The organism is Kumtagia ephedrae (assembly GCF_003012745.1).
Lineage (GTDB): Bacteria > Pseudomonadota > Alphaproteobacteria > Rhizobiales > Rhizobiaceae > Kumtagia > Kumtagia ephedrae.
On the sequence record NZ_PXYK01000007.1, the window covers coordinates 62,556 to 85,645 of the forward strand.

Annotated in this window: 25 protein-coding genes; 8 read left to right on the forward strand and 17 right to left on the reverse strand. The window is 66.4% G+C overall.

Going from position 1 to position 23,090, the window contains the following annotated elements; genetic code table 11:
• The first annotated feature begins 262 nt into the window (after positions 1 to 262).
• Both C7I84_RS09070 and C7I84_RS09075 read left to right on the forward strand, forming a co-directional pair.
• Entirely contained in the window at positions 263 to 712 is a 450-nt protein-coding gene (locus C7I84_RS09070) for an RrF2 family transcriptional regulator (RefSeq protein ID WP_106771853.1), read from the forward strand.
• 244 nt (positions 713 to 956) lie between these two features.
• Positions 957 to 2,309, forward strand: coding sequence for an FAD/NAD(P)-binding protein (locus tag C7I84_RS09075; protein WP_106771854.1), 1,353 nt, complete (start codon positions 957 to 959; stop codon positions 2,307 to 2,309).
• An 81-nt stretch (positions 2,310 to 2,390) separates the two neighbouring features.
• Here the strand turns inward: C7I84_RS09075 and C7I84_RS09080 are convergent, their stop codons facing one another.
• The 4 genes from C7I84_RS09080 to C7I84_RS29985 all read right to left on the reverse strand — a co-directional run bounded on the left by C7I84_RS09080 (position 2,391) and on the right by C7I84_RS29985 (position 4,320).
• Positions 2,391 to 3,359 (reverse strand): LLM class flavin-dependent oxidoreductase, encoded by a 969-nt coding sequence (locus C7I84_RS09080; RefSeq protein ID WP_106771855.1) that lies wholly within the window; start codon positions 3,357 to 3,359, stop codon positions 2,391 to 2,393.
• Positions 3,360 to 3,462: 103 nt separating this feature from the next.
• A complete protein-coding gene (locus tag C7I84_RS29980) occupies positions 3,463 to 3,615 on the reverse strand; it encodes a hypothetical protein (RefSeq protein WP_165816035.1) in 153 nt (50 codons plus the stop codon).
• A 112-nt stretch (positions 3,616 to 3,727) separates the two neighbouring features.
• Positions 3,728 to 4,057, reverse strand: a complete 330-nt coding sequence (locus tag C7I84_RS09085; RefSeq protein ID WP_106771856.1) for a BRA0787 family protein — start codon at positions 4,055 to 4,057, stop codon at positions 3,728 to 3,730.
• A gap of 104 nt (positions 4,058 to 4,161) precedes the next feature.
• Positions 4,162 to 4,320 (reverse strand): hypothetical protein, encoded by a 159-nt coding sequence (locus tag C7I84_RS29985; protein WP_165816036.1) that lies wholly within the window; start codon positions 4,318 to 4,320, stop codon positions 4,162 to 4,164.
• 430 nt (positions 4,321 to 4,750) lie between these two features.
• Between C7I84_RS29985 and C7I84_RS09090 the strand changes: the two genes are divergently transcribed.
• Both C7I84_RS09090 and C7I84_RS09095 read left to right on the forward strand, forming a co-directional pair.
• Positions 4,751 to 6,175, forward strand: coding sequence for a pyridoxal-phosphate dependent enzyme (locus C7I84_RS09090; protein WP_106771857.1), 1,425 nt, complete (start codon positions 4,751 to 4,753; stop codon positions 6,173 to 6,175).
• Positions 6,172 to 7,341 (forward strand): cystathionine gamma-synthase, encoded by a 1,170-nt coding sequence (locus tag C7I84_RS09095; protein ID WP_106771858.1) that lies wholly within the window; start codon positions 6,172 to 6,174, stop codon positions 7,339 to 7,341. Before C7I84_RS09090 ends, C7I84_RS09095 begins: the two co-directional genes overlap by 4 nt.
• Before the next feature lie 36 nt (positions 7,342 to 7,377).
• Here the strand turns inward: C7I84_RS09095 and C7I84_RS09100 are convergent, their stop codons facing one another.
• From C7I84_RS09100 to C7I84_RS09115, 4 genes are all read right to left on the reverse strand, one after another.
• A complete protein-coding gene (locus C7I84_RS09100) occupies positions 7,378 to 7,815 on the reverse strand; it encodes a DUF1489 family protein (RefSeq protein ID WP_106771859.1) in 438 nt (145 codons plus the stop codon).
• 180 nt (positions 7,816 to 7,995) lie between these two features.
• Positions 7,996 to 8,793 (reverse strand): FAD binding domain-containing protein, encoded by a 798-nt coding sequence (locus tag C7I84_RS09105; protein WP_106771860.1) that lies wholly within the window; start codon positions 8,791 to 8,793, stop codon positions 7,996 to 7,998.
• A 123-nt stretch (positions 8,794 to 8,916) separates the two neighbouring features.
• Positions 8,917 to 11,268, reverse strand: coding sequence for a xanthine dehydrogenase family protein molybdopterin-binding subunit (locus C7I84_RS09110; protein ID WP_106771861.1), 2,352 nt, complete (start codon positions 11,266 to 11,268; stop codon positions 8,917 to 8,919).
• A 118-nt stretch (positions 11,269 to 11,386) separates the two neighbouring features.
• Positions 11,387 to 11,881, reverse strand: a complete 495-nt coding sequence (locus C7I84_RS09115) for a (2Fe-2S)-binding protein (RefSeq protein ID WP_106771862.1) — start codon at positions 11,879 to 11,881, stop codon at positions 11,387 to 11,389.
• 274 nt (positions 11,882 to 12,155) lie between these two features.
• Here C7I84_RS09115 and C7I84_RS09120 point away from each other — a divergent pair, with 274 nt between their 5' ends.
• Positions 12,156 to 13,310: an FIST N-terminal domain-containing protein gene (locus C7I84_RS09120; protein ID WP_106771863.1), complete on the forward strand. Its 1,155-nt coding sequence runs from the start codon at positions 12,156 to 12,158 to the stop codon at positions 13,308 to 13,310.
• Between the two features lie 2 nt (positions 13,311 to 13,312).
• On the forward strand, positions 13,313 to 14,650 hold the full coding sequence (locus C7I84_RS09125) for an ATP-binding response regulator (protein WP_106771864.1): 1,338 nt from the start codon (positions 13,313 to 13,315) through the stop codon (positions 14,648 to 14,650).
• 118 nt (positions 14,651 to 14,768) lie between these two features.
• Here the strand turns inward: C7I84_RS09125 and C7I84_RS09130 are convergent, their stop codons facing one another.
• Entirely contained in the window at positions 14,769 to 15,449 is a 681-nt protein-coding gene (locus C7I84_RS09130) for a response regulator (protein WP_106771865.1), read from the reverse strand.
• A 203-nt stretch (positions 15,450 to 15,652) separates the two neighbouring features.
• Here C7I84_RS09130 and C7I84_RS09135 point away from each other — a divergent pair, with 203 nt between their 5' ends.
• Positions 15,653 to 16,333, forward strand: coding sequence for a DNA alkylation repair protein (locus C7I84_RS09135; RefSeq protein ID WP_207770983.1), 681 nt, complete (start codon positions 15,653 to 15,655; stop codon positions 16,331 to 16,333).
• A 13-nt stretch (positions 16,334 to 16,346) separates the two neighbouring features.
• Here C7I84_RS09135 and C7I84_RS09140 read toward each other — a convergent pair whose 3' ends face one another.
• The 3 genes from C7I84_RS09140 to C7I84_RS09150 all read right to left on the reverse strand — a co-directional run bounded on the left by C7I84_RS09140 (position 16,347) and on the right by C7I84_RS09150 (position 18,047).
• A complete protein-coding gene (locus C7I84_RS09140; protein WP_106771866.1) occupies positions 16,347 to 16,832 on the reverse strand; it encodes a MaoC family dehydratase in 486 nt (161 codons plus the stop codon).
• Positions 16,833 to 16,941: 109 nt separating this feature from the next.
• A complete protein-coding gene (locus tag C7I84_RS09145) occupies positions 16,942 to 17,373 on the reverse strand; it encodes a phasin family protein (RefSeq protein WP_106771867.1) in 432 nt (143 codons plus the stop codon).
• Positions 17,374 to 17,459: 86 nt separating this feature from the next.
• Positions 17,460 to 18,047, reverse strand: coding sequence for a GNAT family N-acetyltransferase (locus C7I84_RS09150; RefSeq protein ID WP_106771868.1), 588 nt, complete (start codon positions 18,045 to 18,047; stop codon positions 17,460 to 17,462).
• Positions 18,048 to 18,255: 208 nt separating this feature from the next.
• On the opposite strand from C7I84_RS09150, the gene rirA reads away from it, so the two are divergent.
• Positions 18,256 to 18,720 (forward strand): iron-responsive transcriptional regulator RirA, encoded by a 465-nt coding sequence (gene rirA / locus C7I84_RS09155; protein WP_106771869.1) that lies wholly within the window; start codon positions 18,256 to 18,258, stop codon positions 18,718 to 18,720.
• Between the two features lie 113 nt (positions 18,721 to 18,833).
• On the opposite strand, the gene C7I84_RS09160 is transcribed toward rirA, so the two are convergent.
• Genes C7I84_RS09160 through hemP form a run of 5 tightly spaced genes read right to left on the reverse strand, consistent with a single transcriptional unit; the run spans position 18,834 to position 22,949 of the window.
• Complete coding sequence (locus C7I84_RS09160; RefSeq protein ID WP_106772012.1) at positions 18,834 to 19,631, reverse strand: heme ABC transporter ATP-binding protein; 798 nt, start codon at positions 19,629 to 19,631, stop codon at positions 18,834 to 18,836.
• 10 nt (positions 19,632 to 19,641) lie between these two features.
• Complete coding sequence (locus C7I84_RS09165; protein ID WP_106771870.1) at positions 19,642 to 20,745, reverse strand: FecCD family ABC transporter permease; 1,104 nt, start codon at positions 20,743 to 20,745, stop codon at positions 19,642 to 19,644.
• 8 nt (positions 20,746 to 20,753) lie between these two features.
• The gene (locus tag C7I84_RS09170; protein WP_106771871.1) at positions 20,754 to 21,659 is read right to left on the reverse strand and encodes a heme/hemin ABC transporter substrate-binding protein; all 906 of its coding nucleotides are present in this window, start codon (positions 21,657 to 21,659) and stop codon (positions 20,754 to 20,756) included.
• 10 nt (positions 21,660 to 21,669) lie between these two features.
• A complete protein-coding gene (locus C7I84_RS09175) occupies positions 21,670 to 22,728 on the reverse strand; it encodes a hemin-degrading factor (protein ID WP_245428369.1) in 1,059 nt (352 codons plus the stop codon).
• Between the two features lie 8 nt (positions 22,729 to 22,736).
• Entirely contained in the window at positions 22,737 to 22,949 is a 213-nt protein-coding gene (gene hemP / locus C7I84_RS09180; RefSeq protein ID WP_106771872.1) for a hemin uptake protein HemP, read from the reverse strand.
• Positions 22,950 to 23,090: the final 141 nt, after the last annotated feature.

Below are 23,090 nucleotides of genomic sequence, written 5' to 3' on the forward strand. Positions count from 1 at the left end.
CTTCCCTAATCCTATTTTTTCTATAGACTTTGCCTGCACCCTTGGACCGTCCCGCCACGAGGCCGAACGACGCCAATGAAGCCGTTTTTGCTCGAAAACGTCGAGAGTCGACATGGATATTTCCGGATTCGTCGTAGAAATGACGAAAAATCAACGCATTTTCACTTGTTTATAGACTCACTCAAAATTACTCGGGGCGGATGCGAGCCCTTCCCGCATACGCATCGGGCTTTCTCAGGCAACACAAAGAAACCGCAGAAAAATGCTCACCAAGAAAGGCAAGTACGGGCTGAAGGCTCTCATCCACCTGTCGCAGATACCCGAGGGCCGGCTGGCATTCGTCAACGACATCGCCAAGACGAACAACATCCCGAAGAAGTTCCTCGACGCCATCCTCAGCGAGCTGCGCAACGCCGGCTTCGTGCAGAGCCGCAAGGGCAAGGACGGCGGCTACCGGCTGTCCCGGCCGGCCGCCGAGATCCGGATTGGCCACGTCATCCGCGTGCTCGACGGTCCGCTGGCGCCCATCCCCTGCGCCAGTCACACGCAGTACCAGCGCTGCGAGGATTGCGACGAGGCGACCTGCCAGGTCCGGCACATGATGCTGGAGGTGCGCCACGCGATCGCCTCGGTGCTGGACAACCGCAGCCTCGAGCAGATGCGCGACGCTGCCAACGACGACGTCGCGGCGTTGCTGAAGTATCAGGCCTGAGGCCGCCGCTCGCCGGCCGGGCGATCGCACTTCAGTCCACCCCCACCCCTAATCCCTCCCCGCAAGGGGGAGGGGAATCGTGCCGCGCCTCTGCCAGACGCCAATCGGCGGCGATTTCGCCCGGCATAGCGGCCGCAAAGTTCCCCTCCCCCTTGTGGGGAGGGGTTAGGGGTGGGGGTGCGAGGCCCCCGAACTCCTCGCCGCTTGCGACACGCGACTGCCCTCCCCCTTACGGGGCGCGCGCGTGAGCGGTCGGCAGCGCTCCTCGATCGCCATCGTCGGCGGCGGAGCCAGCGGCGTGCTGCTCGCCGCGCATCTGCTCAGGTCGCCGCAGCCCGACCTGCGCGTCACCCTGATCGAGAAGGCGCCGACCTTCGGACGCGGGCGGGCCTATTCGACCACGTTACCCGACCATGTCCTCAACGTCAGCGCCCTCGGCATGAGCGCCTATGCCGACGACCCCGAGCATTTTTGGCGCTGGGTGCGCGAAAACGGCATCGTCACCGACGGCAATCCCGCCGTCTACCTGCCGCGCGCCATCTATGGGCGGTATCTGGAGGAACTGCTGGCCGACATTGTCCAACGCGAGGGCGACCGGCTGCGGGTGGTGCGGGAAACCTGCGCAGGGCTCATGCCGACGGCCTCCGGTGTCGACGTGCAGCTGGCGAACGGCACCAGCATCGCCTGCCACGCCGCGGTGCTGGCCGTCGGCCACGACGAGGAACCGTCCCCCGAGCATCCGCTCTCTGTCCGCATCGATTCGCCGGCGGATACGCCGCTCGCCCCGCAGGCGCGTGTGCTCATCCTCGGCACCGGTCTCAGCATGGTCGACGCATGGCTGACGCTGCAGCATCGCGGCCATCGCGGCGAGGTCGTCGCGGTCTCGCGCCGCGGGCTGCTGCCCTCGCCGCACCGCAAGGGCAAGCCGATCCGCCTCGACATCGCCGACGTGCCTCTCGGCACCGAGCTGTCCTATTTCGTCGGCTGGCTGCGCGACCTCATCCGCGCGACCCAAAGGGCCGGCGGCGACTGGCGCGACGTTCTCGACGGCCTACGCCCGTTCAACCAGAGCGTCTGGCAGAGTTGGCCGGCTTCGGCGAAGCGCCGCTTCATCGAGCACACGAAGGCCTGGTGGGACATCCATCGCCACCGCATGGCGCCGGCAATCCATATGCGCATCGACGCGGCGGTGAGGGGCGGGCGCATCCGCCTCGTGGCGGCGCGCATCGAGAGCATGACGAAACACGATGGCCGTATCGCGGTGGCGCTGCAGCATCGCCATTCGCGGGCGCCCGAGACCATCGAAGCCGACCGCGTCTACGACTGCACCGGGATCGTCAAGGATCTGTCCGCCGGCTCGATCGCGGTGGTGCGTGCGCTGATCGACCGCGGCCTGGCACGCCCCGACGCGCTAAAACTCGGCCTCGACGTGACCGATGGCTGCGCCGTCATCGCCGACAACGGCTCGGCGTCGGACAAGCTGTTCGCCGTCGGCCCGCTGACCCGCGGTACCTTCTTCGAGATCGAGGCGATCCCTGACATCCGCACGCAATGCGCCGGGCTTGCGAGGACATTGCTCGGGCACGCCGGGACCTGACGGCGGCAGACGACGCCGATCGCCGCGTTATGACAAGGGCCGGCGTCTGGCGCCGGCTCTCCATCGGTGAAGCGTATCCGTTCAGTGATGCCGCAACAGGTCCGGCGCCGACAGCCCGGCCGACAGGACGGGGCGGAAGGGACGGCCTGGCCATGCCACCTCGGGCGAAAGCCGCCGCTCGGCGGCATCCCGGATGGCGGGCGCGATCCGGTCGCCGAAGGCGGCGATCGTCTCCACCGTGTTCAGATCATGGATCATCAGCTCCGAGACGCCGAGCGATGCGTAAGGCAGAAGCGCTTGCGCAAGCCGCTCGGGCGAGCCGGCCCGGATGGCGGCGTCCATTGCATCGTCGGCTGTCCCGCCGTGCTGCCAATGCCGCAGGCTGAGCGGCAGGGCGAAGCCGACCTTGCCCGACCGCCCCCGCTCGGCCGCGGCGGCCAGCACGCGTCCGATCACATGGCGCAGCTGATCGGGCGCCCCGTAGGGCAGCTCGAAGACGTCGGCATGGCGACCGGCGACGCGGAAGGCGGTGCCCGACAGGCCGTTCATGCGCACCGGTATGTCGGCGCCGCGCGGCCCCTTGCGCGGCACGAAGCCGGCGCGCAAGCTGTAGGCTGGACCTTCGTGATCGAAGGGCGACGTATTCGCCCACAGGCGCTTCAGCAGCACCAGATATTCGTCGGTCCGGGCCAGTGCCTCGACATGCGTGGTGGCATCGATATCGCCACCAGCCGTCATCCGCAGCGCCAGCCTGCCGCCGCTGATGGCATCCAACGCCGCCAGCTGGCGCGCCGCAACGGCCGGCTCTATATCGCCGGCCCAGTGTGTCAGGGCGATGTCGATCCCGCCGGAGGCCCGGACCGCTTCGGCGGCGATGTCCATGTTGGTCAGCAGCCCGCCGGCGTCGTCGACGACCAGCCGCGAGAATCCGGCACGCTCGATCGCGGCGATCCGCCGCTCGGCGTCATGGGCATCGAAGAAGAAGGACGTCGCGACACCTCCGCTGGCGGCGCGAGACGGACCGGCGACATGGGAAAATGCGAGTTGCATGGGACACTCCTTCGCCTTCCGCGCGCCAGCCGGCGCGAACGGTCAGTCAGAAACGCGAGCGGATTGTTCCGGGTATCCGGTTGGAAGCGGCCGGACGGCCGCTTCAGGCAACGAAGCCGAGCACCAGGGCCGCGGCGAAGGCCACCGCTGCGAGGAACACGGCGTGCGCCGCTACCGAAGCCAACGAGGAGCCGGCCGAGGCATTCTGGGAGCGCGACGCGGAGCGGGTTTCGGACAGGTTTTGAGTGTGAGCCACGGCAACCTCCTCTTTCCCTTAGTCTATAAAATAAGTAGATTTTGTCGATTCCGAATTTTGCAGAGAAAGAGGAACATCATCCCTCTTCAGCCGAAGAAATTGGAACCGCATTTCAATTTCCGTCTCCGCGCAGCCGTTCCACGCAAACAGCCCGCATCAGGAAGGCGGCCTGCGCATAGGTGGCCGCGTCGTCGTCAAGCTCGGCTGCGCGCTCGCCGAGAACGATCTTGACCGAATCCAGTGTGCGGACCGGCAGGATATCGGTACAGGTGCGCATGCGGCCGAAGACGGAGCTGATCGGCACCGCCTTGCCGTCGAGATCGACGGCCGGCTCGCCGACATCGAAATTCCAGTCCTCATAGGCATCCAGAGCCTCCTGGAAGGCGAGGTGAAGAAAGATCGGCGCATGGCCTTCGTACAGCGGGGGAAGAACTCGGGTCATGGCATGGCTCCTCTGGCCGATTTCGCTTTCTGGCGCAATCGCGGCCGAACAGGCCGCTCAAGGCTCGACTGTCGAAAGGGTTGCGGGTGGGGCTTTTGAGCGGCTCACCAATGGCCGTTCATGCACCAGCCCCAATAGAACGACTCATCACGCGTCAGACGATCCTTGTCGTCAGGCGCGGTGCGGCCGTCTGCTTGGGTCTGGCGGGCCGGCGAAAGAAAGGCCCGCAGGCGGTCGATCAGCGACCGGACTTTCTGTGTCATCGTCAACTCCTCCCCATGCGATTGCGGACGGTTGGCAGAACGGCACGTCTGTCACGGATTATGACTCCTGATTTCAGGATGTCAACAATGTCTACTAGAATTATAGATTAATGAATCGAAGCAATGACTTAACGTCTGGTACCGCTGTGGATGGCATCGCCCGAGCCGCGGCGGGCTTGCTGCTCGCCTCGAAAATCCATTGGAAGCCGGTAGAATCTTCCTGAAAATGGGTCGTTTTCCCGCGGGCACTGAAACATAAATCCCGAATTCGCTCGAATAATAGTGAATGCTGCCTTCTTCGGAACAAGCCGCTTGTGAGATGAGGGCGGCCGGCAACGCGATGCCGGTCATGCGCGTTTGCTGATAAGCTCCGACAGGTGAATCGCCCCGGCGCAGTGCCGGGCGTTCGGCCGGCAACAGGGAGGCAGGAATGAGCGTCCATGCGGTATCGGCATCAGACGGTAACAAGGGGCGGCTCAGGCCGCCTTACAGCTCCGTCCTCGACCTGATCGGCGAGACGCCCGTCGTCGAACTCACACGTTTCGATACCGGCAAGTGCCGGTTGTTCGTCAAGCTGGAGAGCCAGAACCCCGGCGGCTCGATCAAGGACCGCATCGCGCTATCGATGATCGCCGACGCCGAGCGCTATGGAAGGCTGGCGCCGGGCGGCACCATCGTCGAGGCCACCGCCGGCAACACCGGGCTCGGTCTCGCCCAGGTCGGCATCCCCAAGGGTTATCGCATCGTGCTGGTCGTTCCCGACAAGATGTCGCGCGAGAAGATCCAGCATCTTAGGGCGCTAGGTGCCGAAGTGCGGCTGACCCGCTCCGACGTCGGCAAGGGCCATCCCGAATATTATCAGGACATGGCGGAAAAGATCGCCGCCGACACGCCCGGCGCCTTCTACGTCAACCAGTTCGCCAATCCGGCCAATCCGCTGGCGCATGAGACGACCACCGGGCCTGAGATCTGGAGCCAGCTCGGCGAGAAGGTCGATGCCGTGGTGGTCGGCGTCGGCTCCGGCGGCACGCTGACGGGGCTCGGACGCTTCTTCGCGAAAGTTTCGCCCAAGACCGAGATGGTGCTGGCCGACCCGGTGGGATCGGTGCTCGCGCCCTACGTCAAGACCGGCGAGCTCGGCCAAGCCGGTAGCTGGACGGTGGAAGGCATCGGCGAGGACTTTATTCCGCCCAACTGCGACCTTTCCCTCGTCAGGAAGGCCTATTCGATCACCGACAAGCACAGCATGCTGGCGGTGCGCGACCTGTTGTCCAGGGAGGGCATCCTCGCCGGCTCCTCGTCCGGCACGCTGCTCGCCGCCGCCCTGCGCTACTGCCGCGAGCAGACCGCGCCGAAGCGCGTCGTCACCTTCGTGTGCGACAGCGGCAACAAATATCTGTCGAAGGTGTTCGACGATTTCTGGCTGGCCGAACAGGGCCTTGCAGAGCGCGAGCAGCATGGCGACCTGCGCGACATCGTCGCCCGCTCGCATCGCGAGGGCGGTACAGTCTTCGTCGGGCCGCAGGACACGCTGCTCACCGCCTATGGCCGCATGCGCCGCGGCGACGTCTCGCAGCTGCCGGTGCTCGACGACGGAAAGCTGGTCGGCATCGTCGACGAGAGCGACATTCTTGCCGTGCTGGAAGGCCCCTACGAAGGCCGCTGGGACCGCTTCAGCGCGCCCGTCAGTTCGGCGATGACCGCCGACCTGCACACGCTGCAGGCAAGCCAGACGCTCGACGCGCTGCTGCCGGTGTTCGAGCGCAACGAGGTGGCGATCGTCTTCGACGGCGACGAATTCTTCGGCCTCATCACGCGGGTCGATCTCATCAACCATCTGAGGCGCAATCGATGACCCTTGAGCGCAGGAACCGGCTGGCCTTCTCGACCCGCACCATCCATGGCGGCCAGAGCCACGATCCGACCACCGGCGCGGTGATGGTGCCGATCTACGCCACCTCCACCTACGGCCAGCAGAGCCCGGGCGTGCACAAGGGTTTCGAATACGCCCGCAGCCAGAACCCGACACGCTTCGCCTTCGAGCGCGCCGTGGCCGATCTCGAAAGCGGCACCGCCGCCTTCGCCTTCGCATCGGGCCTTGCGGCGATCGGCACGGTGCTGGAGCTGTTCGATTCGGGCGCCCACATCGTCGCCACCGACGACATCTATGGCGGCACCTTCCGGCTGTTGGAGCGGGTGAGAAAGCGCTCGGCCGGATTGCAGACGAGCTTCGTCGACTTCACCAACCTCGCCGCAGTCGAGGCGGCGATCCGGCCGGAGACGAAGCTGCTGTGGGTGGAGACCCCGACCAACCCGTTGCTCAGGGTCGTCGACCTCGAAGCCGTGGCGACGCTCGCCCGCCGCAAGGGGCTGCTGTCGGTCGCCGACAACACCTTCTGCAGCCCCTACCTGCAACGGCCGCTGGAGCTCGGCATCGACATCGTCGTGCATTCGACGACGAAATACCTCAACGGCCATTCGGACATGGTCGGCGGCGTGGCGGTGGTGGGTGACAACCGCGACCTCGCCGATCGGCTGAAATTTTTGCAGAACGCGGTCGGCGCCATTTCCGGGCCGTTCGACAGCTTCCTGGCACTGCGCGGCCTCAAGACGCTGGCGCTACGTATGGAGCGGCACTCCGCCAACGGCGAAAAGATCGCGCGCTGGCTGGAAGGCCGCGGCGACGTGCGCCGCGTCCTCTATCCCGGCCTCGCCAGCCACCCGCAGCATGAAATCGCCAGGCGACAGATGCACGCCTTCGGCGGCATGATCTCGGTCGAGCTCGACCGCGACCTCGCCGGCACCAAGCGCTTCCTCGAGCACACGCATCTGTTCACGCTGGCCGAAAGCCTCGGCGGTGTGGAAAGCCTGATCGAGCACCCTGCCCTGATGACGCACGGCTCGATCCCGCCCGAGCAGCGCGCGGCCATCGGCATCTCCGATTCGCTGGTGCGGCTGTCGGCCGGCATCGAGGACGGCGACGACCTTATCGCCGACCTGGAGCAGGCGCTGAAGGCGTAGCGATCAGAAGCGAGTTCGTCGCGTTCGCGGTGGCCGCTAGAGAAGCCCGAGCTCGGCCAGTTCCTGCCGCAGCTTCGGCGGCATCTCCATCAGGCCGGACCCGCCCCTGCCGAGATCGGCCGGCGCGTCCGCCTGCTTCAGGTAGCGCCAGCCCTGGAAGGCGCGGCGCGGCTGCCATTGCGTGCGCTCCACCTTCGGATCGAGGACCAGATGACAACGGCCGATGCCGTCGGCATCCACGAACGGGCGGATGTCGAGCAGGCGCTGGCGGCATTGCACCTGCGCCTTGATCACCCAGTAGAGCGAGCCGCCGTCGACGAGTTCCGCCGTGCGGCTCGGCACCATCCGGGTCGTGTGCCACTGTTCCACAGGCTCGCCGGCGCGGCGCCTTTCATCGAGCCGGAAGGCGATCCATTCCTCCAGGTCCTCGACGCTGTCGCAGCCGACGCAGAGCTTTATGAGGTTGAGAGCCATGGAACGAAGGTTTAGCGTCCGCGCCGGCGGGGTCAACGGCCGCGATGGTTCTCCACAGGCTCGTCGCCTCCCGAAAGGCAGGCAAACGAATACAAGACCAGAGGCGCTGGTGGCACAATCCCTGCCCTCCCCGCGAAGAGGAGATTAAGCCGGCCGCGCCTGCCAGCGAAATGCTCTTCCCTACCCGGTCGCCGCCATCACCGCGCGCTTGGCCATGACCACAACGAGATTGGCTCGGTACTCCGCCGAGGCGTGCAGGTCGCTCATCAGGCCGTCGCTCGGCACCGACACGCCTTCAAGCGCGGCAGCCTCGAAGTTCCTGGCCAGCGCCGCCTCGATTGGCCTGGAGCGGAACACCCCGTCGTCGCCGGCCCCGGTCACGGCGGCACGCACGCCCTCCTTGCCGCTGGCGACGAACACCCCGGTCATGGCGTAGCGCGAGGCAGGATTCGGGAATTTCGCGTAGCCGGCCTTGGCCGGAACCGTGAAGCGGACCGCCTTGACGATCTCGCCGTCCTTCAGCGCCGTCTCGAACAGGCCCTTGAAGAATTTTTCGGCGGCAAGCTCGCGCTTGGTGGTGACGATCGTGGCGTCGAGCGCCAGCAGCGCCGCCGGGTAGTCGGCGGCGGGGTCGTTGTTGGCGATCGAGCCGCCGATGGTGCCGCGATGGCGCACATGCGGGTCACCGATATGCGATGCAAGGTGGCAAATCGCCGGGCATGCCGCCTTGAGTTTTGCATTGTTGGCGACCTCGGCATGGGTCGTCGCCGCGCCGATGGTGACGCTCTTGCCCGACACGGTGATCCCCTTGAGCTCAGCGATGTGCGTCAGGTCGATCACGTCGGGTGGCGCGGCGAGCCGCGTCTTCATGGCCGGGATCAGCGTCATGCCGCCCGACAGGAACTTTGCCTCGTCCTTCTTGGCGAGCTTGGCCGCGTCGGAAAGCGAGGCGGCGCGGTGGTAGGTGACGGAATACATCGTGTTTCTCCCTTCGGGAGAGAGCGAATAGGGAATAGGGAGTAGCGAATAGGGAGTTGAACCTATAACGCCAGCGCCTTCTTTCCCTATTCGCTACTCCCTATTCGCTATTCGCTTCTTCTCTCAATGCCTCGTCGCCGCGCGCGCCGCCGCCCACACCTTCTGCGGCGTCGCCGGCATGGTCAGGTTCTCGGTGCCGAGCGCGTCGGTGATGGCGTTGATGACCGCCGGCGGCGAACCGATGGCGCCGGCCTCGCCGCAGCCCTTGATGCCGAGCGGATTGCTCGGGCACGGCGTGTTCGAGGTCGACACCTTGAAGGACGGCAGGTCGTCGGCGCGCGGCATGGTGTAGTCCATGTAGCTCGCCGTCAGCAATTGCCCGCTGCCATCGTAGTAGGCGCCTTCCAGCAGCGCCTGGCCGACGCCCTGGGCGATGCCGCCATGCACCTGGCCTTCGACGATCATCGGATTGATGATGTTGCCGAAATCGTCGGCCGCGACGAACTGGACGATGTCGGTGCGGCCCGTTTCGGGATCGATCTCGACCTCGCAGATGTAGCAGCCCGCCGGGAAGGTGAAGTTGGACGGATCGTAGAAGGCGCCTTCCTTCAGGCCCGGCTCCATGCCGGCCGGCAAATTGTGGGCGGTGTAGGCGGCGAGCGCCAGCTGGAACCACGGCACCGTCTTGTCGGTGCCGGCGACCTTGAGCGCGCCGTTCTCGATGACGATGTCGCCCTCGTCGGCCTCCATCAGATGCGCGGCGATCTTCTTGGCCTTGGCCTCGACCTTGTCGAGCGCCTTGACGATCGCCGACATGCCGACCGCGCCGGAGCGCGAGCCGTAGGTACCCATGCCCATCTGCACCTTGTCGGTGTCGCCATGCACGATGTTGATGCTGTCGAGCGGCAGGCCGAACCGGTCCGCGACCAGTTGCGCGAAGGTGGTCTCGTGGCCCTGGCCGTGGCTGTGCGAACCGGTCAGCACCTCGATGGTGCCGACGGCGTTGACGCGCACTTCCGCTGATTCCCAGAGTCCGACGCCAGCCCCCAGCGAACCGACCGCCGCCGACGGCGCGATGCCGCAAGCCTCGATGTAACTGGCCATGCCGATGCCGCGCAGCCTGCCGCGCTTCTTCGCCGCCGCCCGGCGCTTCTCGAAGCCGGCATAGTCGGCCGCCTGCATCGCGGCGTCCAGCGAGGCGGCATAGTCGCCGGCGTCGTAGTTCATGATCACCGGCGTCTGGTGCGGGAACTGGGTGATGAAGTTCTTGCGGCGCAGCTCGGCCGGCGACACGCCGAGCTCGCGCGCGGCGATCTCCATGGTGCGCTCAAGCAGGTAGGTCGCCTCCGGCCGCCCTGCCCCACGATAGGCGTCGACTGGCGCGGTGTTGGTGTAGACCGTGCGCACATTGGCGTGGATGGCCGGGATGTCGTACTGGCCCGACAGCAGCGTGGCGTAGAGATAGGTCGGCACGCAGGACGAGAACAGCGACATGTAGGCGCCGAGATTGGCGATCGTGTCGACCTTGAGCCCGGTAATGCGGTTGTCCTTGTCGAAGGCCATCTCGACTTCCGACACATGGTCGCGGCCATGCGCGTCGGTCAAAAAGCTCTCGGTGCGGTCGGCCACCCATTTCACCGGCACGCCGGTCTTCTTCGACGCCCACAGGCAGACGATCTCTTCCGGATAGATGTAGATCTTGGAGCCGAAGCCGCCGCCGACGTCCGGCGCGATGACGCGCAGCTTGTTCTCCGGCGCGACATTGTAGAAGGCGCTCATGACGAGGCGCGCCACATGCGGGTTCTGCGAGGTGGTCCAGCAGGTGTAATGGTCCTCGCCGCGGTCATAGTGGCCGAGCGCTGCGCGCGGCTCCATGGCGTTGGGCACCAGCCGGTTGTTGTGGATCTTCACCCGTGTCACATGCGCGGCCGAGGCGATGGCCGCGTCCGCCGCCTTGGCATCGCCGATCTCCCAGTCGAAGATCAGATTGCCCTCGGCCTCGGGATGGATCTGCGGCGCGCCCTTCTTCAGCGCGTCGACCGCCTCGGTTACCGCCTTTTTCTCCTTGTAGGTGACATCGACGGCCTCGGCCGCGTCGCGCGCCTGGCCCTTGGTCTCGGCCACCACGATCGCCACCGCGTCGCCGACATAGCGCACCGAGCCGACTGCCAGCGGCGACCATGCGCCCATCTTCATCGGCGTGCCGTCCTTGGAATGGATCATCCAGCCGCAGATCAAATTGCCGATGCCGTCCGCCTTGAGCTCCTTGCCGGTCAACACGCCGATGACGCCCGGCATCGCCTTGGCCCTGGACACGTCGATCTTCTTGATGTCGGCATGGGCGTGCGGGCTGCGCACAAATGCCGCGTGCTTCATGCCGGGCACGACCATGTCGTCTACATAGCGGCCGGCGCCGGTGATGAAGCGCCTGTCCTCCTTGCGCGCAACGCGTGCGCCGATTCCCTCGATGCCCATTGGATGGTTTCCTCCCGAATTTCGCGAGCGAATAGGGAATAGCGAGTAGCGAGTAGCGGAAAAGCAGATGCGATAGAGGGAAAAAACCCTATTCGCTACTCCCTATTCGCTCTGTTCCCTATGCCGCCTTCGCCCTGCCCTTGCCCTTGGCCATCGCCTGCGAGGCCGCCAGGATCGACTTGACGATGTTGTGGTAGCCGGTGCAGCGGCAGATATTGCCTTCCAGCTCGGCCCGCACGGTCGCCTCGTCGAGGCCTTCCGGGTGACGGTTGATCATGTCGGTCGCCGCCATGATCATGCCCGGCGTGCAGAAGCCGCACTGCAATCCGTGATTCTCCTTGAAGGCGGCCTGCACCGGGTGCAGGCCGGTGCCGTCGGAGAGCCCTTCGATGGTGACCACGGTGGAGCCGGAGGCCTGGGCGGCGAGCATGGTGCAGGACTTCACCGCCTTGCCGTCGACATGCACGACGCAGGCGCCGCATTGCGAGGTGTCGCAGCCCACATGCGTTCCGGTGAGCCCGAGATGCTCGCGGAGAAAATGCACCAGGAGCGTGCGGTCCTCGACCGCTGCGTTCACCTGGCGCCCGTTCACGGTTAGAGAAACGTCCGACATTCTGCCTGCCTCCCTCGGTAGGTATTTTTCAGGGCACTCCGGGCACCCCCTGTTCGTCGATCGCGGTGGCTCCCCGGCGCGCAGCCGGCAGCCGATATGGCGAGAATGCAGCCGGCCCCCGAAAGCGTATATTGTACTAAAGGCCAGCCGCTTCGCCGCCCAGCATTGCAAAAGAGCGTCGCGCGGACAAGAATGCATCACGTCATCGTGCGTGGGCACGGCAGTTGCGGTCGGCGGCGGAAGGCCGGAGGAATTGGCGCCAGTCACATCGAAGATGACCTATGGCTGCGGCCTGACGGTGCTCAGCACCGAGCGGCGCGATGCCGATGTCTTCGCGGCAAGCGTGGCCCGGGAGGCCGCGGCGATCGACGCCGGCTTCGCCCTGTTCTTCTTCTCGCAGGAGCTCGTCGCGGCCCGCGATCTTTCCGCGGCGATCGCCCGGCACGCGCCGGGACTGCGGCATGCCGGCTGCTCGACCGCCGGCGAGATCACGCCGTTCGGGCTGGAGGAAGGGCAGATGCTGGCCATTCTCTTCCCGGCGCGCCGCTTCACCATCGTCAGCGCCATGATCCGCAACCTGTCGGGCTGCGGCATGGACAGGATCGCCGCCGACGTCGGCACGCTCAGGCGCACGCTCGCCGCCCATGCCGGCGATTCCTCCTCGGCGGGCGCCTTCGCGCTCTGCCTGATCGACGGGCTGTCCTTCGCCGAGGAATCGGTGACCTCGGCGATCCACTGGGGCCTCGACGACATCCCGCTGATCGGCGGATCGGCCGGCGACGACCTGCATTTCGAGACGACGACGCTGCTGAGCGACGGCGCCGTCGACACGGATTGCGCGGTGGTGATCCTGGTCCGGACCGACGTGCCGTTCCAGGTGTTCAAGACCGAAAACTTCGTTCCAACCGACGAGAAGCTGGTGGTCACCGCCTCCGACCCCGACCGCCGGATCGTCCACGAGTTCAACGCCGCGGTGGCGGCGGAGGAGTTCGCGCTGGCCGTCGGTATCCTGCCCGACGCGCTCACCCCCTTCAGCTTCGCCTCGCATCCGGTGGTGGTGCGGGTCGGCGGCGAGTACTACTGCCGCTCCATCCAGAAGCTCAATCCCGACGGCTCGCTGTCCTTCTTCTGCGCCATCGACGACGGCGTGGTGCTGTCGATCGCGCAGCCGACCGGCATGGTCGAATCAACGCGCGCCGCCCTTCAGGAAGTCGCCGAGAAGGTCGGCGGCATCGACGTGATACTCGGCTTCGATTGTGTGCTGCGCCGGCTCGACGCACGCAACCGCCAGGTGCTGCGCGACATCTCCGACCTCTACCGGACCAACAACGTCGTCGGCTTCGGTACCTACGGCGAGCAGTACCGCACCATGCATCTCAACCAGACGCTGACCGGCATCGCCTTCGGCCGGCAGCAAGCGGCGGAGTGACGATGCCGGTCCGCGACATCACCGACGTCGAGCGGCTGAGGAAGATCAACGCCGCGCTGATCTCGCGCGTCGAACGCTCGATGGACCAGCAGGGCAACGCCTTCACGCTGTTCCAGACGGCGATCAACCTGGAGAACCGGGTTCGCAGCCGCACCGAGGAGCTGCGCTCGACGCTCAGGCGGCTGGAGCAGTCGAACATCGACCTCTATTCCGCCAAGGAGGCGGCCGAGCAGGCCAACCTGTCGAAGACGCGCTTTCTTGCCGCCGCCAGTCACGACGTGCTGCAGCCGCTCAACGCCGCGCATCTCTCCGTCTCGGCGCTGGCCGAAGTGCAGACCAGCGAGGAAGGGCGCCGGCTGGTCGGCCAGGTCGAGCGCTCGCTCGCCACCATCGGCAACCTGCTGCAGACACTTCTCGACATCTCGCGGCTGGACGCCGGCGTGGTGCGGCCCGACGTCACCGAGGTCGCGCTGGAGCCGCTGTTTGCCTCGCTCAAGTCGGATTTCCAGCCGCTCGCCGAACAGAAGGGGCTGAGCTTCCGCTTCCGCGCCGGCAATGCGGTCGTCCGCTCCGACCGCACCATGCTCAGGCGCATCCTGCAGAACATCGTCTCCAACGCCATGCGCTACACACGCTCAGGCGGCGTGCTGGTCGGGGCGCGCCGCCGCGGCGCGACGATCCGCATCGAAGTCGTCGACACCGGCTGCGGCATCGCCGAAGACCAGCAGGAGGCGGTGTTCGAGGAGTTCCACCGCGGCGCCGGCGCGGTCGAAAGCGACGCCGCCGGCGCCGGGCTCGGGCTCGGGCTGTCGATCGTGCGCCGCATGGCCGACACGCTCGGGCATCGCATCGCCGTCTCCTCGGTGGTCGGACGCGGCACCGTCTTCCGGCTCGACGTGCCGGCCGTCTCGCCGCGGCGTCTTGGCCTGCACTCGGCCACCTCGCCGGCGCGGCCGCGCGGCTACGGCCTGTTCGGCACGAAGGTGCTGCTGATCGAGGACGACGACGCCGTTTCCGCCGCGATGGTCGCGCTGCTGGCGCATTGGCAATGCGCGGTGCGGGCCGCCGCATCCTCGGGCGAGGCGATCCGCGCGCTCGGCGACACCGACTGGCTGCCGGACGTGATCATCGCCGACCAGCATCTGGCGGATGGCGATCTCGGCACCGAGACCGTCGCCGCCGTGCGTGCCTATCTCGGCCGTCCGGTGCCAGCACTCATCGTAACCGGCGACCCCTCCCCCATGCTGGCAAAGACAACGCGCGCCGCGGCGATCGAACTGATGCGCAAGCCCGTCAAGCCGGCGGAGCTCAGGGCGCTGCTGGCGCATTTGCTGGCGTGAGATGAGCGAATAGCGAATAGCGAATAGCGAATAGCGAATAGCGAATAGCGATAGAAGCAGATACCGGGGTACTCCCTATTCGCTACTCCCTATTCGCTATTCGCTCTCTTCTGTCCGCTCAGAATCCCTGCTCCCTAAACAGATCCGCGTTGTCCAGCTTCGACACCTCGATCACCGCCTGGGTGCGGCTGTAGACGTTGAGCTTGCGCAGGATCTCCGAGACGTGCGCCTTCACCGTAGTCTCGCCGACCTGCAGCTCATAGGCGATCTGCTTGTTGAGCAGCCCCTGTCGCAGCATCTGCAGGACGCGCAGTTGCTGCGGGGTCAGCGTCGCCAGCCGGCGCACCATGTCGGCGCGGTCGGCGGTGTCCGGTTCGGCCTGTCGAGCGCTGTAGTTCTCCGGGACATAAACGGCGCCCTCCATGACCGAGCGGATGGCGGCCGCCAGATCGTCCTTGCGCGCCGATTTCGGGATGAAGCCGGCCGCACCGTAGGACAATGCCTCCGAGATGATCCTGGGTTCCTCATGCGCCGACACCACGACGATCGGCAGGCGCGGGTGGCGGGTGCGCATCTGCAACAGTCCCTCGAAACCATGCACGTCCGGCATGCTGAGATCGAGCAGCGCGAGGTCGAAAGGCAACGGACCGGACAGCTTGTCCAGCGCCTCGGCGATCGACTTGGCCTCCACCGTGTCCACGTCGGGGTAAGCCATGCGCACGGCGCTGTGCAGCGCCTCGCGGAACAGCGGGTGATCGTCGATGATCAGGAAGCGGGTCGCTTCGCTGCTCTGGCTCATGGCGCAACTCCCTCCCGGCCCTCCTCGCGGACCGGGCCTCCTCCTCGGCCGGCAGCTCCCGACACCGCCGGCCGGACACACCCTGTCAGAAGTTCTGGCACGACTTCAAGCATGGAAGTGGATCGGTCATGCGCTATGATGGGCTGGCGGAGAGCGAACCTTGGAACAGCACCGGTGAAGGAGCGCCGGATGGAGGAGGCACCATGTCGACGAGCATGCCGATCGAGGAAATCCTGCGCGAGCTCGCAACGCTCGAAGACCCGAAGATGCGCGAGGCCAACGAACGCCGCGGCGACGATCACGGCGTGAACCTCACCCACCTTCGCACGCTCGCCAAGCGACTGAAGACGCAGCATGAGCTCGCGCTTCAGCTCTGGGCAACGGGCGGCACCGCAGCGCGCCTTCTCGCGACGCTCATATGCAGGCCGAAGGCTTTTTCCGCGGCCGAGCTCGATGCGATGGTCCGTGACATCCGCTCTCCAAAACTCCTCGACTGGTTCATCGTCAACGTGGTGAAGCCGGGCCGCCACGCAGAAGAGCTCCGCCCGGTCTGGAAGGACGAGGACGATCTCGTCGGCCGCGCCGGCTGGAGCCTGACGACGGACCGGGTCGTCAAGAACGCAGACGGTCTCGACCTCGATGCATTGCTCGACCAGATCGAGAGGGAGCTGAAGCAGGCTCCGGACCGCAAGCAGTGGACGATGAACCATTGCCTCGCAGAGATCGGCATCCATCATCCGGAATTTCGCAGGCGGGCGATAGCGATCGGCGAGCGGCTGGCCGTGCACATCGACTACCCCGCGTCACCCGGCTGCACGCCACCCTACGCGCCGGCCTGGATCGCCGAGATGGTTCGCCGGCGCGAGCAAGCGCCGGGTGCATGACCACCGCGCGAGGCTATGCCCCGCGCCTGCGCCGCTCGTAGAGCATCACCAGCGTGTGGGCCACCAGCGCCGGCCTGTCCTCCCCTTCGATCTCCATCGTGTTGGACGCCTTCATCAGATATTGGCCGGGACCTCTATCTTCCATCGACAGGAGCGTCGTGCGCAGCCGCACGCGGGCGCCGGAGCGCACCGGTGCGGTGAAGCGGACGTGGTCGATGCCGTAGTTGAAGGCGCCCTGCGTGTTCTCCGGCAGGATGCGCATCTCCTGGATGAAGGAGCCGATCAGCGAAAGCGACAGGTAGCCATGGGCGATCGTGGTGCGCAGCGGGCTCCTGCGCCGCGCCAGCTCGACATCGACATGGATCCACTGCCGGTCGCCGGTGCATTCGGCGAACTGGTCGATCCGCGCCTGGTCGACCGTCACCCAGTCCGACACGGCGAGTTCCTGCCCAATCAATCCGCGCAGTTCGTCGAATGTCGGCGCTACCTCCCGCGGCATCGCGTCCCCCTTGCTCGATACGATATGAAACTACTTAGCCGGCGGTGCCGGAAGCGCAAGACGGGAGGCCGGCGCCACCGGGCGATTGCCGGCGCGGCAGCCGGCGCCGCTACTTGCGCCTGTCGTAGCCTTCGCGGATCTCCTCCATCGAAGCGCGGATGCGGGCGCGCAAAATCTCCAGCGATTCGGCGCCCGATTTCTGCGCGATCTGCGCCACCTCGCTGGCATTCCTCACTGCGGCCTCGAAGGAGCGGCGGGCGAACTCGGCATGCTTCGACATGGCCTCGCCGGCACCGGGCATGGTGTTGTAGCTGCGGGCGAGGTCGGCGATCTCCTCCAACTGCCTGTGCAGCGCCTCGCGCTGCCTGGCGAGGATGGTGGAAGCGCCCGTGGCCGATGCCGAAGCCGACTTCTGCAACGCCTCCAGGTTCTTGCGGTGGTGCTCGAGGACCGCCTCGATGTCCATCTTCGGCACCTTCATGTCGCGGCCGAAGCTGTTGAACAGGTCCAGGAAGGATTCGCTGTCGGGTTTGTTGACCATGACTTCCTCCTTGCTTGCACAAGGAGGATAGGCGCCGGGCACGGCGCGTCAAATCACAGGATCGGTCGCCGCGAACAGCAGTGCCGCTACCTGCCGATCGCACGCGTCGAAGCGACCGGTGCGCCACGGCCGAAGCCGAGCATGCGCAGCGGCCACCACGGCTGGCCGCGCGTCTCCGGAACCGGCGGCAGCGGATCGAGCGCGATGACGCCGACCGCCTCGCCGGCCTGGAAACTCAGCCGCGCCTGGAACTTGCGCGCCAGCCGGCGCATCCGGTCGTTGCCCGGATGCGTGGTCACCCGCAGATGCCGGTAGCCCATGGCGCGGGCGTGCGCCAGCAGCCGTTCGAACAGCAGCGCGCCGATGCCGCGGCCCTGCAGCTGCGGCTCGACGCTGAAGGCGATCTCGGCCGTCGGCTCGTCGTGGCCGGCGCATTCGTGGATCTCTGCGGCGCCGCGGATCTCGTCGCCTTCCAGATAACCGATCACCGTCGTGCCGCGCGCAAAGCTGCGCTCGGCATAGGCGGCGACGAAGGCATCGCCGATGCCGCCGTTGAAGCGGTCGTGCCGGCTCGACGAATCGAGCCGCAGCAGATGATCGCGGAATCGCGGCAGGTCGGACGGTCGAAGCTGCCGGATCACGCCCGGAATCGGGCGCTTGCTGACTGGTGTCATGTCGTAGCCCTCATGGGTTCCTCCCCGTGAGTTGACGACTCCCGCGCGGATATTGTGCGCCGCAGCATCGATTGCAAGGCGCCTGCCTGCGACATGTTCGCAAAACATGACAGGAAAATTCAGGAAATAGATTCTCGTGTCTGGAATTATTCCAAACTATGGTCCATATTCCGGCTTACCAAAAGACTCTGTCCGCGGAGGAACCACCATGCGGCTGACCCGACAGACCAACTACGCCATGCGCATTTTGATGTATTGCGCGGCCAATGACGGACGGCTGAGCCGGATTCCCGAGATCGCCGAGGCGTATTCGGTATCCGAGCTGTTCCTGTTCAAGATCCTGCAGCCGCTGGTCGAGAACGGCCTCGTGCAGACCGTACGCGGCCGCAACGGCGGCGTCCGCCTCGGCCGGCCGGCCGACAAGATCAACCTGTTCGACGTCGTGCGCGTCACCGAAGAGAGCTTCGCCATGGCGGAGTGTTTCGAGAACGACGCGGCCGAATGCCCCCTGGTCGACAGCTGCTCGCTGAACGCGGCGCTGCGCGAGGCGCTCAACGCCTTCTTCGCCGTGCTGGAGCGCTACACGATCGAGGATCTGGTGGCGTCCCGCAAGGACGTCCGCACCTTGCTCGGCATAGAGGCCCTCGCCTCCGCGCGCGCGCCGGCGGCCTGACAGGCATTCCGCTTACAGCACGTCGCGTGAGGAAGGACTCACGCAACGTGCTGTAAGGCCTTGATGTTGCGCATATTCTTCCGAAATCGCTACCCGCTTTCGGGAGACATTTCCTACAGACGCGCCGCCACCGACTGCGGCAGCACGAAGGGCACGCCGCCCGCCGGCAGCACCCCCACCTTGAGCTCGCAGTCGAACACCTTTGCGATCAGCCTGTCCTCAAGCACGTCGCGCGGCGTGCCGGCGGCGGCTATGCGGCCATGGCTCATGACGGCGACCCTGTCGGCATACATGGCCGTCAGGTTGAGGTCGTGCAGGATCGCCACCACGCCGCCGCCGCGGCGCGCATAATCGCGGGCAATGTCCATGATGACGAGCTGGTGCTTGATGTCGAGGCTGGATACCGGCTCGTCGAGGAAGAGATAACGCGGCCGCCCTTCCAGCACCGGTGCCCACACCTGACAGAGCACGCGCGCCAGCTGGACGCGCTGCTGCTCGCCGCCGGAAAGCTCCTGGTAGAAGCGCCCGCCAAAACCGTCGAGATCGACCTTCGCCAGGGCGCGTTCCGGCAGCCGCTCCGCCTCGCCGGCGAGCGCGCCGGAGCGCCCGCCCATCAGCCCGAGCTTCACCACCTCGCGCACCGTGAACGGAAAGGAAAGCTGCGTCGCCTGCGGCAGCACGGCACGCATGCCGGCCGCCTCGGGCGGCCGCATCGCCGCGACCTCGCGGCCGTTGAGCGTGATGCGGCCGCGATAAGGCAGGTCGCCGGTGAGCGCCCGCAAGAAGGTCGTCTTGCCCGACCCGTTCGGCCCGACGATCGCCGTGATCTCGCCCGCCGAGGCCGTGAACACAACGTCCTCGACAATCCGTCGATCGCCGATCGAGACGCCGACAGTGCTCGCTTCAATCATCGCCGGCACCCTACAGGTCGAGGATGCCGCGCCGCCGCAGCAGTATCCACAGGAAGAACGGGCCGCCGGCGGCGGCGGTTAGGATGCCGATCGGCAGTTCGGCCGGCGCTACGATGGTGCGGCTGACGGCGTCGGCGATCAAAAGCAGGCTGGCGCCGAGCAGGGCCGCGCAGGGCAAGAGGTAGCGGTTGTCCGGCCCGATCAGCAATCTCAGCAGATGCGGCACGACGATGCCGACGAAGGCGATGCCGCCGCTGACGGCCACCGCCGCGCCCGTGCCGGCCGAGACCAGCAGGATCGCCACATGCTTCAGCCGCTGCACCGGCACGCCGAGATGCGCGGCGGTCGCCTCGCCCAGCGCCATGGCGTTCAGCCCACGCGCCAGGAATGGCGATACCGCGAGCACGGCGACCACGATCGGGCCGACGGCAAACACCTTGCTCCAGGTTGCGCCGGCCAGCGAGCCGAGCGACCAGAAGGTGAAGTCGCGCAGCTGCCGGTCGTCGGCGACGAAGATCAGCAGGCCGGTCAGTGCCACCGCCATGGCGCCGATGGCGATGCCGGCAAGCAGCATGGTGGCGATCGAGGTCTGACCGCGCCGGGTGGCGACGCGGTAGAGGGTGAGCGTCACCGCCAGCCCGCCGGCAAAGGCGGCGAGCGGCAGCGCATAGATGCCGAGGACGGCGGTGAGCGGCGCCAGCAGGGTGCCGCCGAGCACGATGACCGAGACGGCGCCAAGGCCGGCGCCGGCCGAGACGCCGACGATCGCCGGATCGGCGAGCGGATTGCGGAACAGGCCCTGCATGACAGCGCCGGAGACGGCGAGCGCCGCGCCGACCAGCATGCCCATGACCACACGCGGCATGCGGATGTCGTAGATGATGATGCGGTCGCGCTCGGAGAGCACCGCCTCCCCTGCCCCGGCCGGCAGCAGCCAGCCCTTCAGCACCGCGAACGCGGATGCATCCGAGGCGCCGGACGAGACGCCGAAGGCAGCCGTCAGCGCAAGCACCACGCACAGGGCGCCGATGACGAGCCTGGCCCGGCCCGACCTGTCGCCCGCGATCTGTCCGGAATGCATCGTTGCCGGCGCCACCACCGATTGAATGGACATCGGCAGGCCTACTGCTTGATCGTGTCGCCGTAAAGCTCGCCGGCAAGGGCACGGACGGCGTCGGCGGTGCGGGGGCCAAAGCCGAGCAGGAAGGCGCCGCCCATACGGACCAGGCGCTTCTGCTCTCCGGCCGGCGTCGAGAGGATGGCCGGCAGCGCCAGGAGTTGCGCCTCGACGGCCTCGTGGTCGCCCTCGCCGCGGTCCATCATCAGGATGAGGTCGGGCTTGGCGGTGATGATCGCCTCGTCTGCCAGCGGCCGGTAGCCGGCGAAACCCTGGATGGCGTTGACGCCGCCGGCAAGCTCGATGATGCCGTCGGCAGCCGTGTCGCTGCCCGAGCCGAGGATCTTGCCGTCCTGCAGTCCGAGCACGAACAGCACCCGCTTGCGCTCGCCGATGCCGGCGGTCAGCGCTTCGGCCGCCTTCATGTCGGCATCGACCTTTTCGGCGAGCTTTTCCGCCTTCTCGTCGGCGCCGATCGCCTTGCCGACGATCCTGATCTTGTCGAGGATGCCTTCATGTTCGAAGTCGTCGGGTACCTCGATATAGGGGATGCTGGTTTTCTTGAGCACGTCGACGGCTTCCCGCGGGCCGCTGCCCTTGAGTGCCAGGATGCCCGTCGGCTTCACCGACAGCACGCCTTCCGGCGACAGCGCGCGCATGTAGCCGACATCCGGCAGGCTGAAGGCTTCGCGCGGATAGACGCTGGTCGAATCGCGGGCGACGAGCCGTTTTTCCTCGCCCAGCGCATAAACGATTTCGGTGATCGAGCCGCCGACGGCAACGATCCGCGACGGGTCCGGGAAGACCTCGACGCCTTCGACGGCATGCGACGGCCCGGTGGCCGAAAACAGAAAAAGCGCGGTTGCAAAAACCGCGCGCAGCGACGAACCGCCGAAACCAGCTATTTTCATTTCCGAACTTTCACGCGGCGGTCGAACAGGGGATGCGCGGCAGGCGCTCGGCGAGGGACCGCCAGTCCCCGCGCTCGCCCTCGCCTTCATGGCGCTTGCCGAAGAACTGTATCACCAGTTGGCCGGCGGCGTCATAGGCCTCGACCGAGGTCACGTGACCGTCCTTGGTCGGCTTGCGCACCGCCCAGGTCTCGTGGATATGGTCGAGACGCAGATGCAGGTGGAACGTCTCGTCGAAGACGTTGATCCACGGGCCCATCGGCGCCACCGAGCGGATCGGCCCGGAATGGATCTGGATGCAGCCGCGGCTGCCGACGAAGCACATGATCGGCTGGCCGCTCTCGGCCGCCCCGTTCATCAACCCCGACACCGCCGTGGAATCGAGCTGCCATGCGAACTCCGGCCCGGCCAAATGCATGGCGCGCCGGCGGCTGATCTTCAGCGTGCGCAGCATGCCGAAGAACTGGTGCGTGTCGGTGAGTTTTGTCCAGCGCTCGCGCAGCATCTCCGGCGACACCGATTCGTCGTCGGTCTCGACCGCCCGCAGGTCGGCCCGCACCGCGACGACCGGCGACTGGTCCGCCGCCTCGAGCGAAGCCACCAGCTTCTGATAGGCATAGAGGTTCGAGCCGGCCCGCAGATGCACCTTGTGCACCGCTTCGCCGGTCGCATCGAAGAACTGCAGGCTGCGGCGGATATCCTCGCCGTCGCGCTTCTCCACGGCGAAGCCGTGCGCCCACACTTTCGGGAAGATGCGCAGGTCGATGTCGGCACCCAGCACCATGGCGCTGTGCTCGCCGGTCACCACCTTGTCGTAGACGCCGATCTTCTCATGCACGGCGCTGTCGTTGCGGGTCAGCGCCATCACCTCGCCGACGGCTTCGAGCCCGGCAAGCAGGTCGTTGACGCGCGGCTCGATGCGCAGCGCGCTTTCGCCGCAATGCGCCGCGACCAGCTCGGCCTCGGAAATGCCGAGCTTGGCCGCGAGATCGCGCTCGCGCATCTTGGGATTGTCGGCGCGCTCGCGCCGGATCTGCTCCGGCGCGGGCTTCACTTGCTCTGCACTCACGGGCTGCATCACTTGTTGAGGATCAGCTTGCCCTGGCGGGTGATCTTCAGCCGGTAGAGCGATCCGGCGTGGTCGATGCCGATCTCGTGCTCGCCCTGGAACAGCGACTGGCTGGTCAGGGTGCGCACGGCAGCGGGGCGTTTGAACTCGGGCCGATGCAGCGCCTCGCCGGCGTAAGGACGCGCGCGATGGAAGAAGCCATTCGGATTGTGCGTGTTCATCTCAATCGACCCTCTCGGTCTCGCCGCGGTACCGCCCCGGCCCGGTAGCCCGAAGGCCGCCCTGTTATCTTGACTTAAAATATCAGGTTTTATAGGGAGTGCAATACCGGATAATTCGAGTCAAGATTATATCGGATCAGA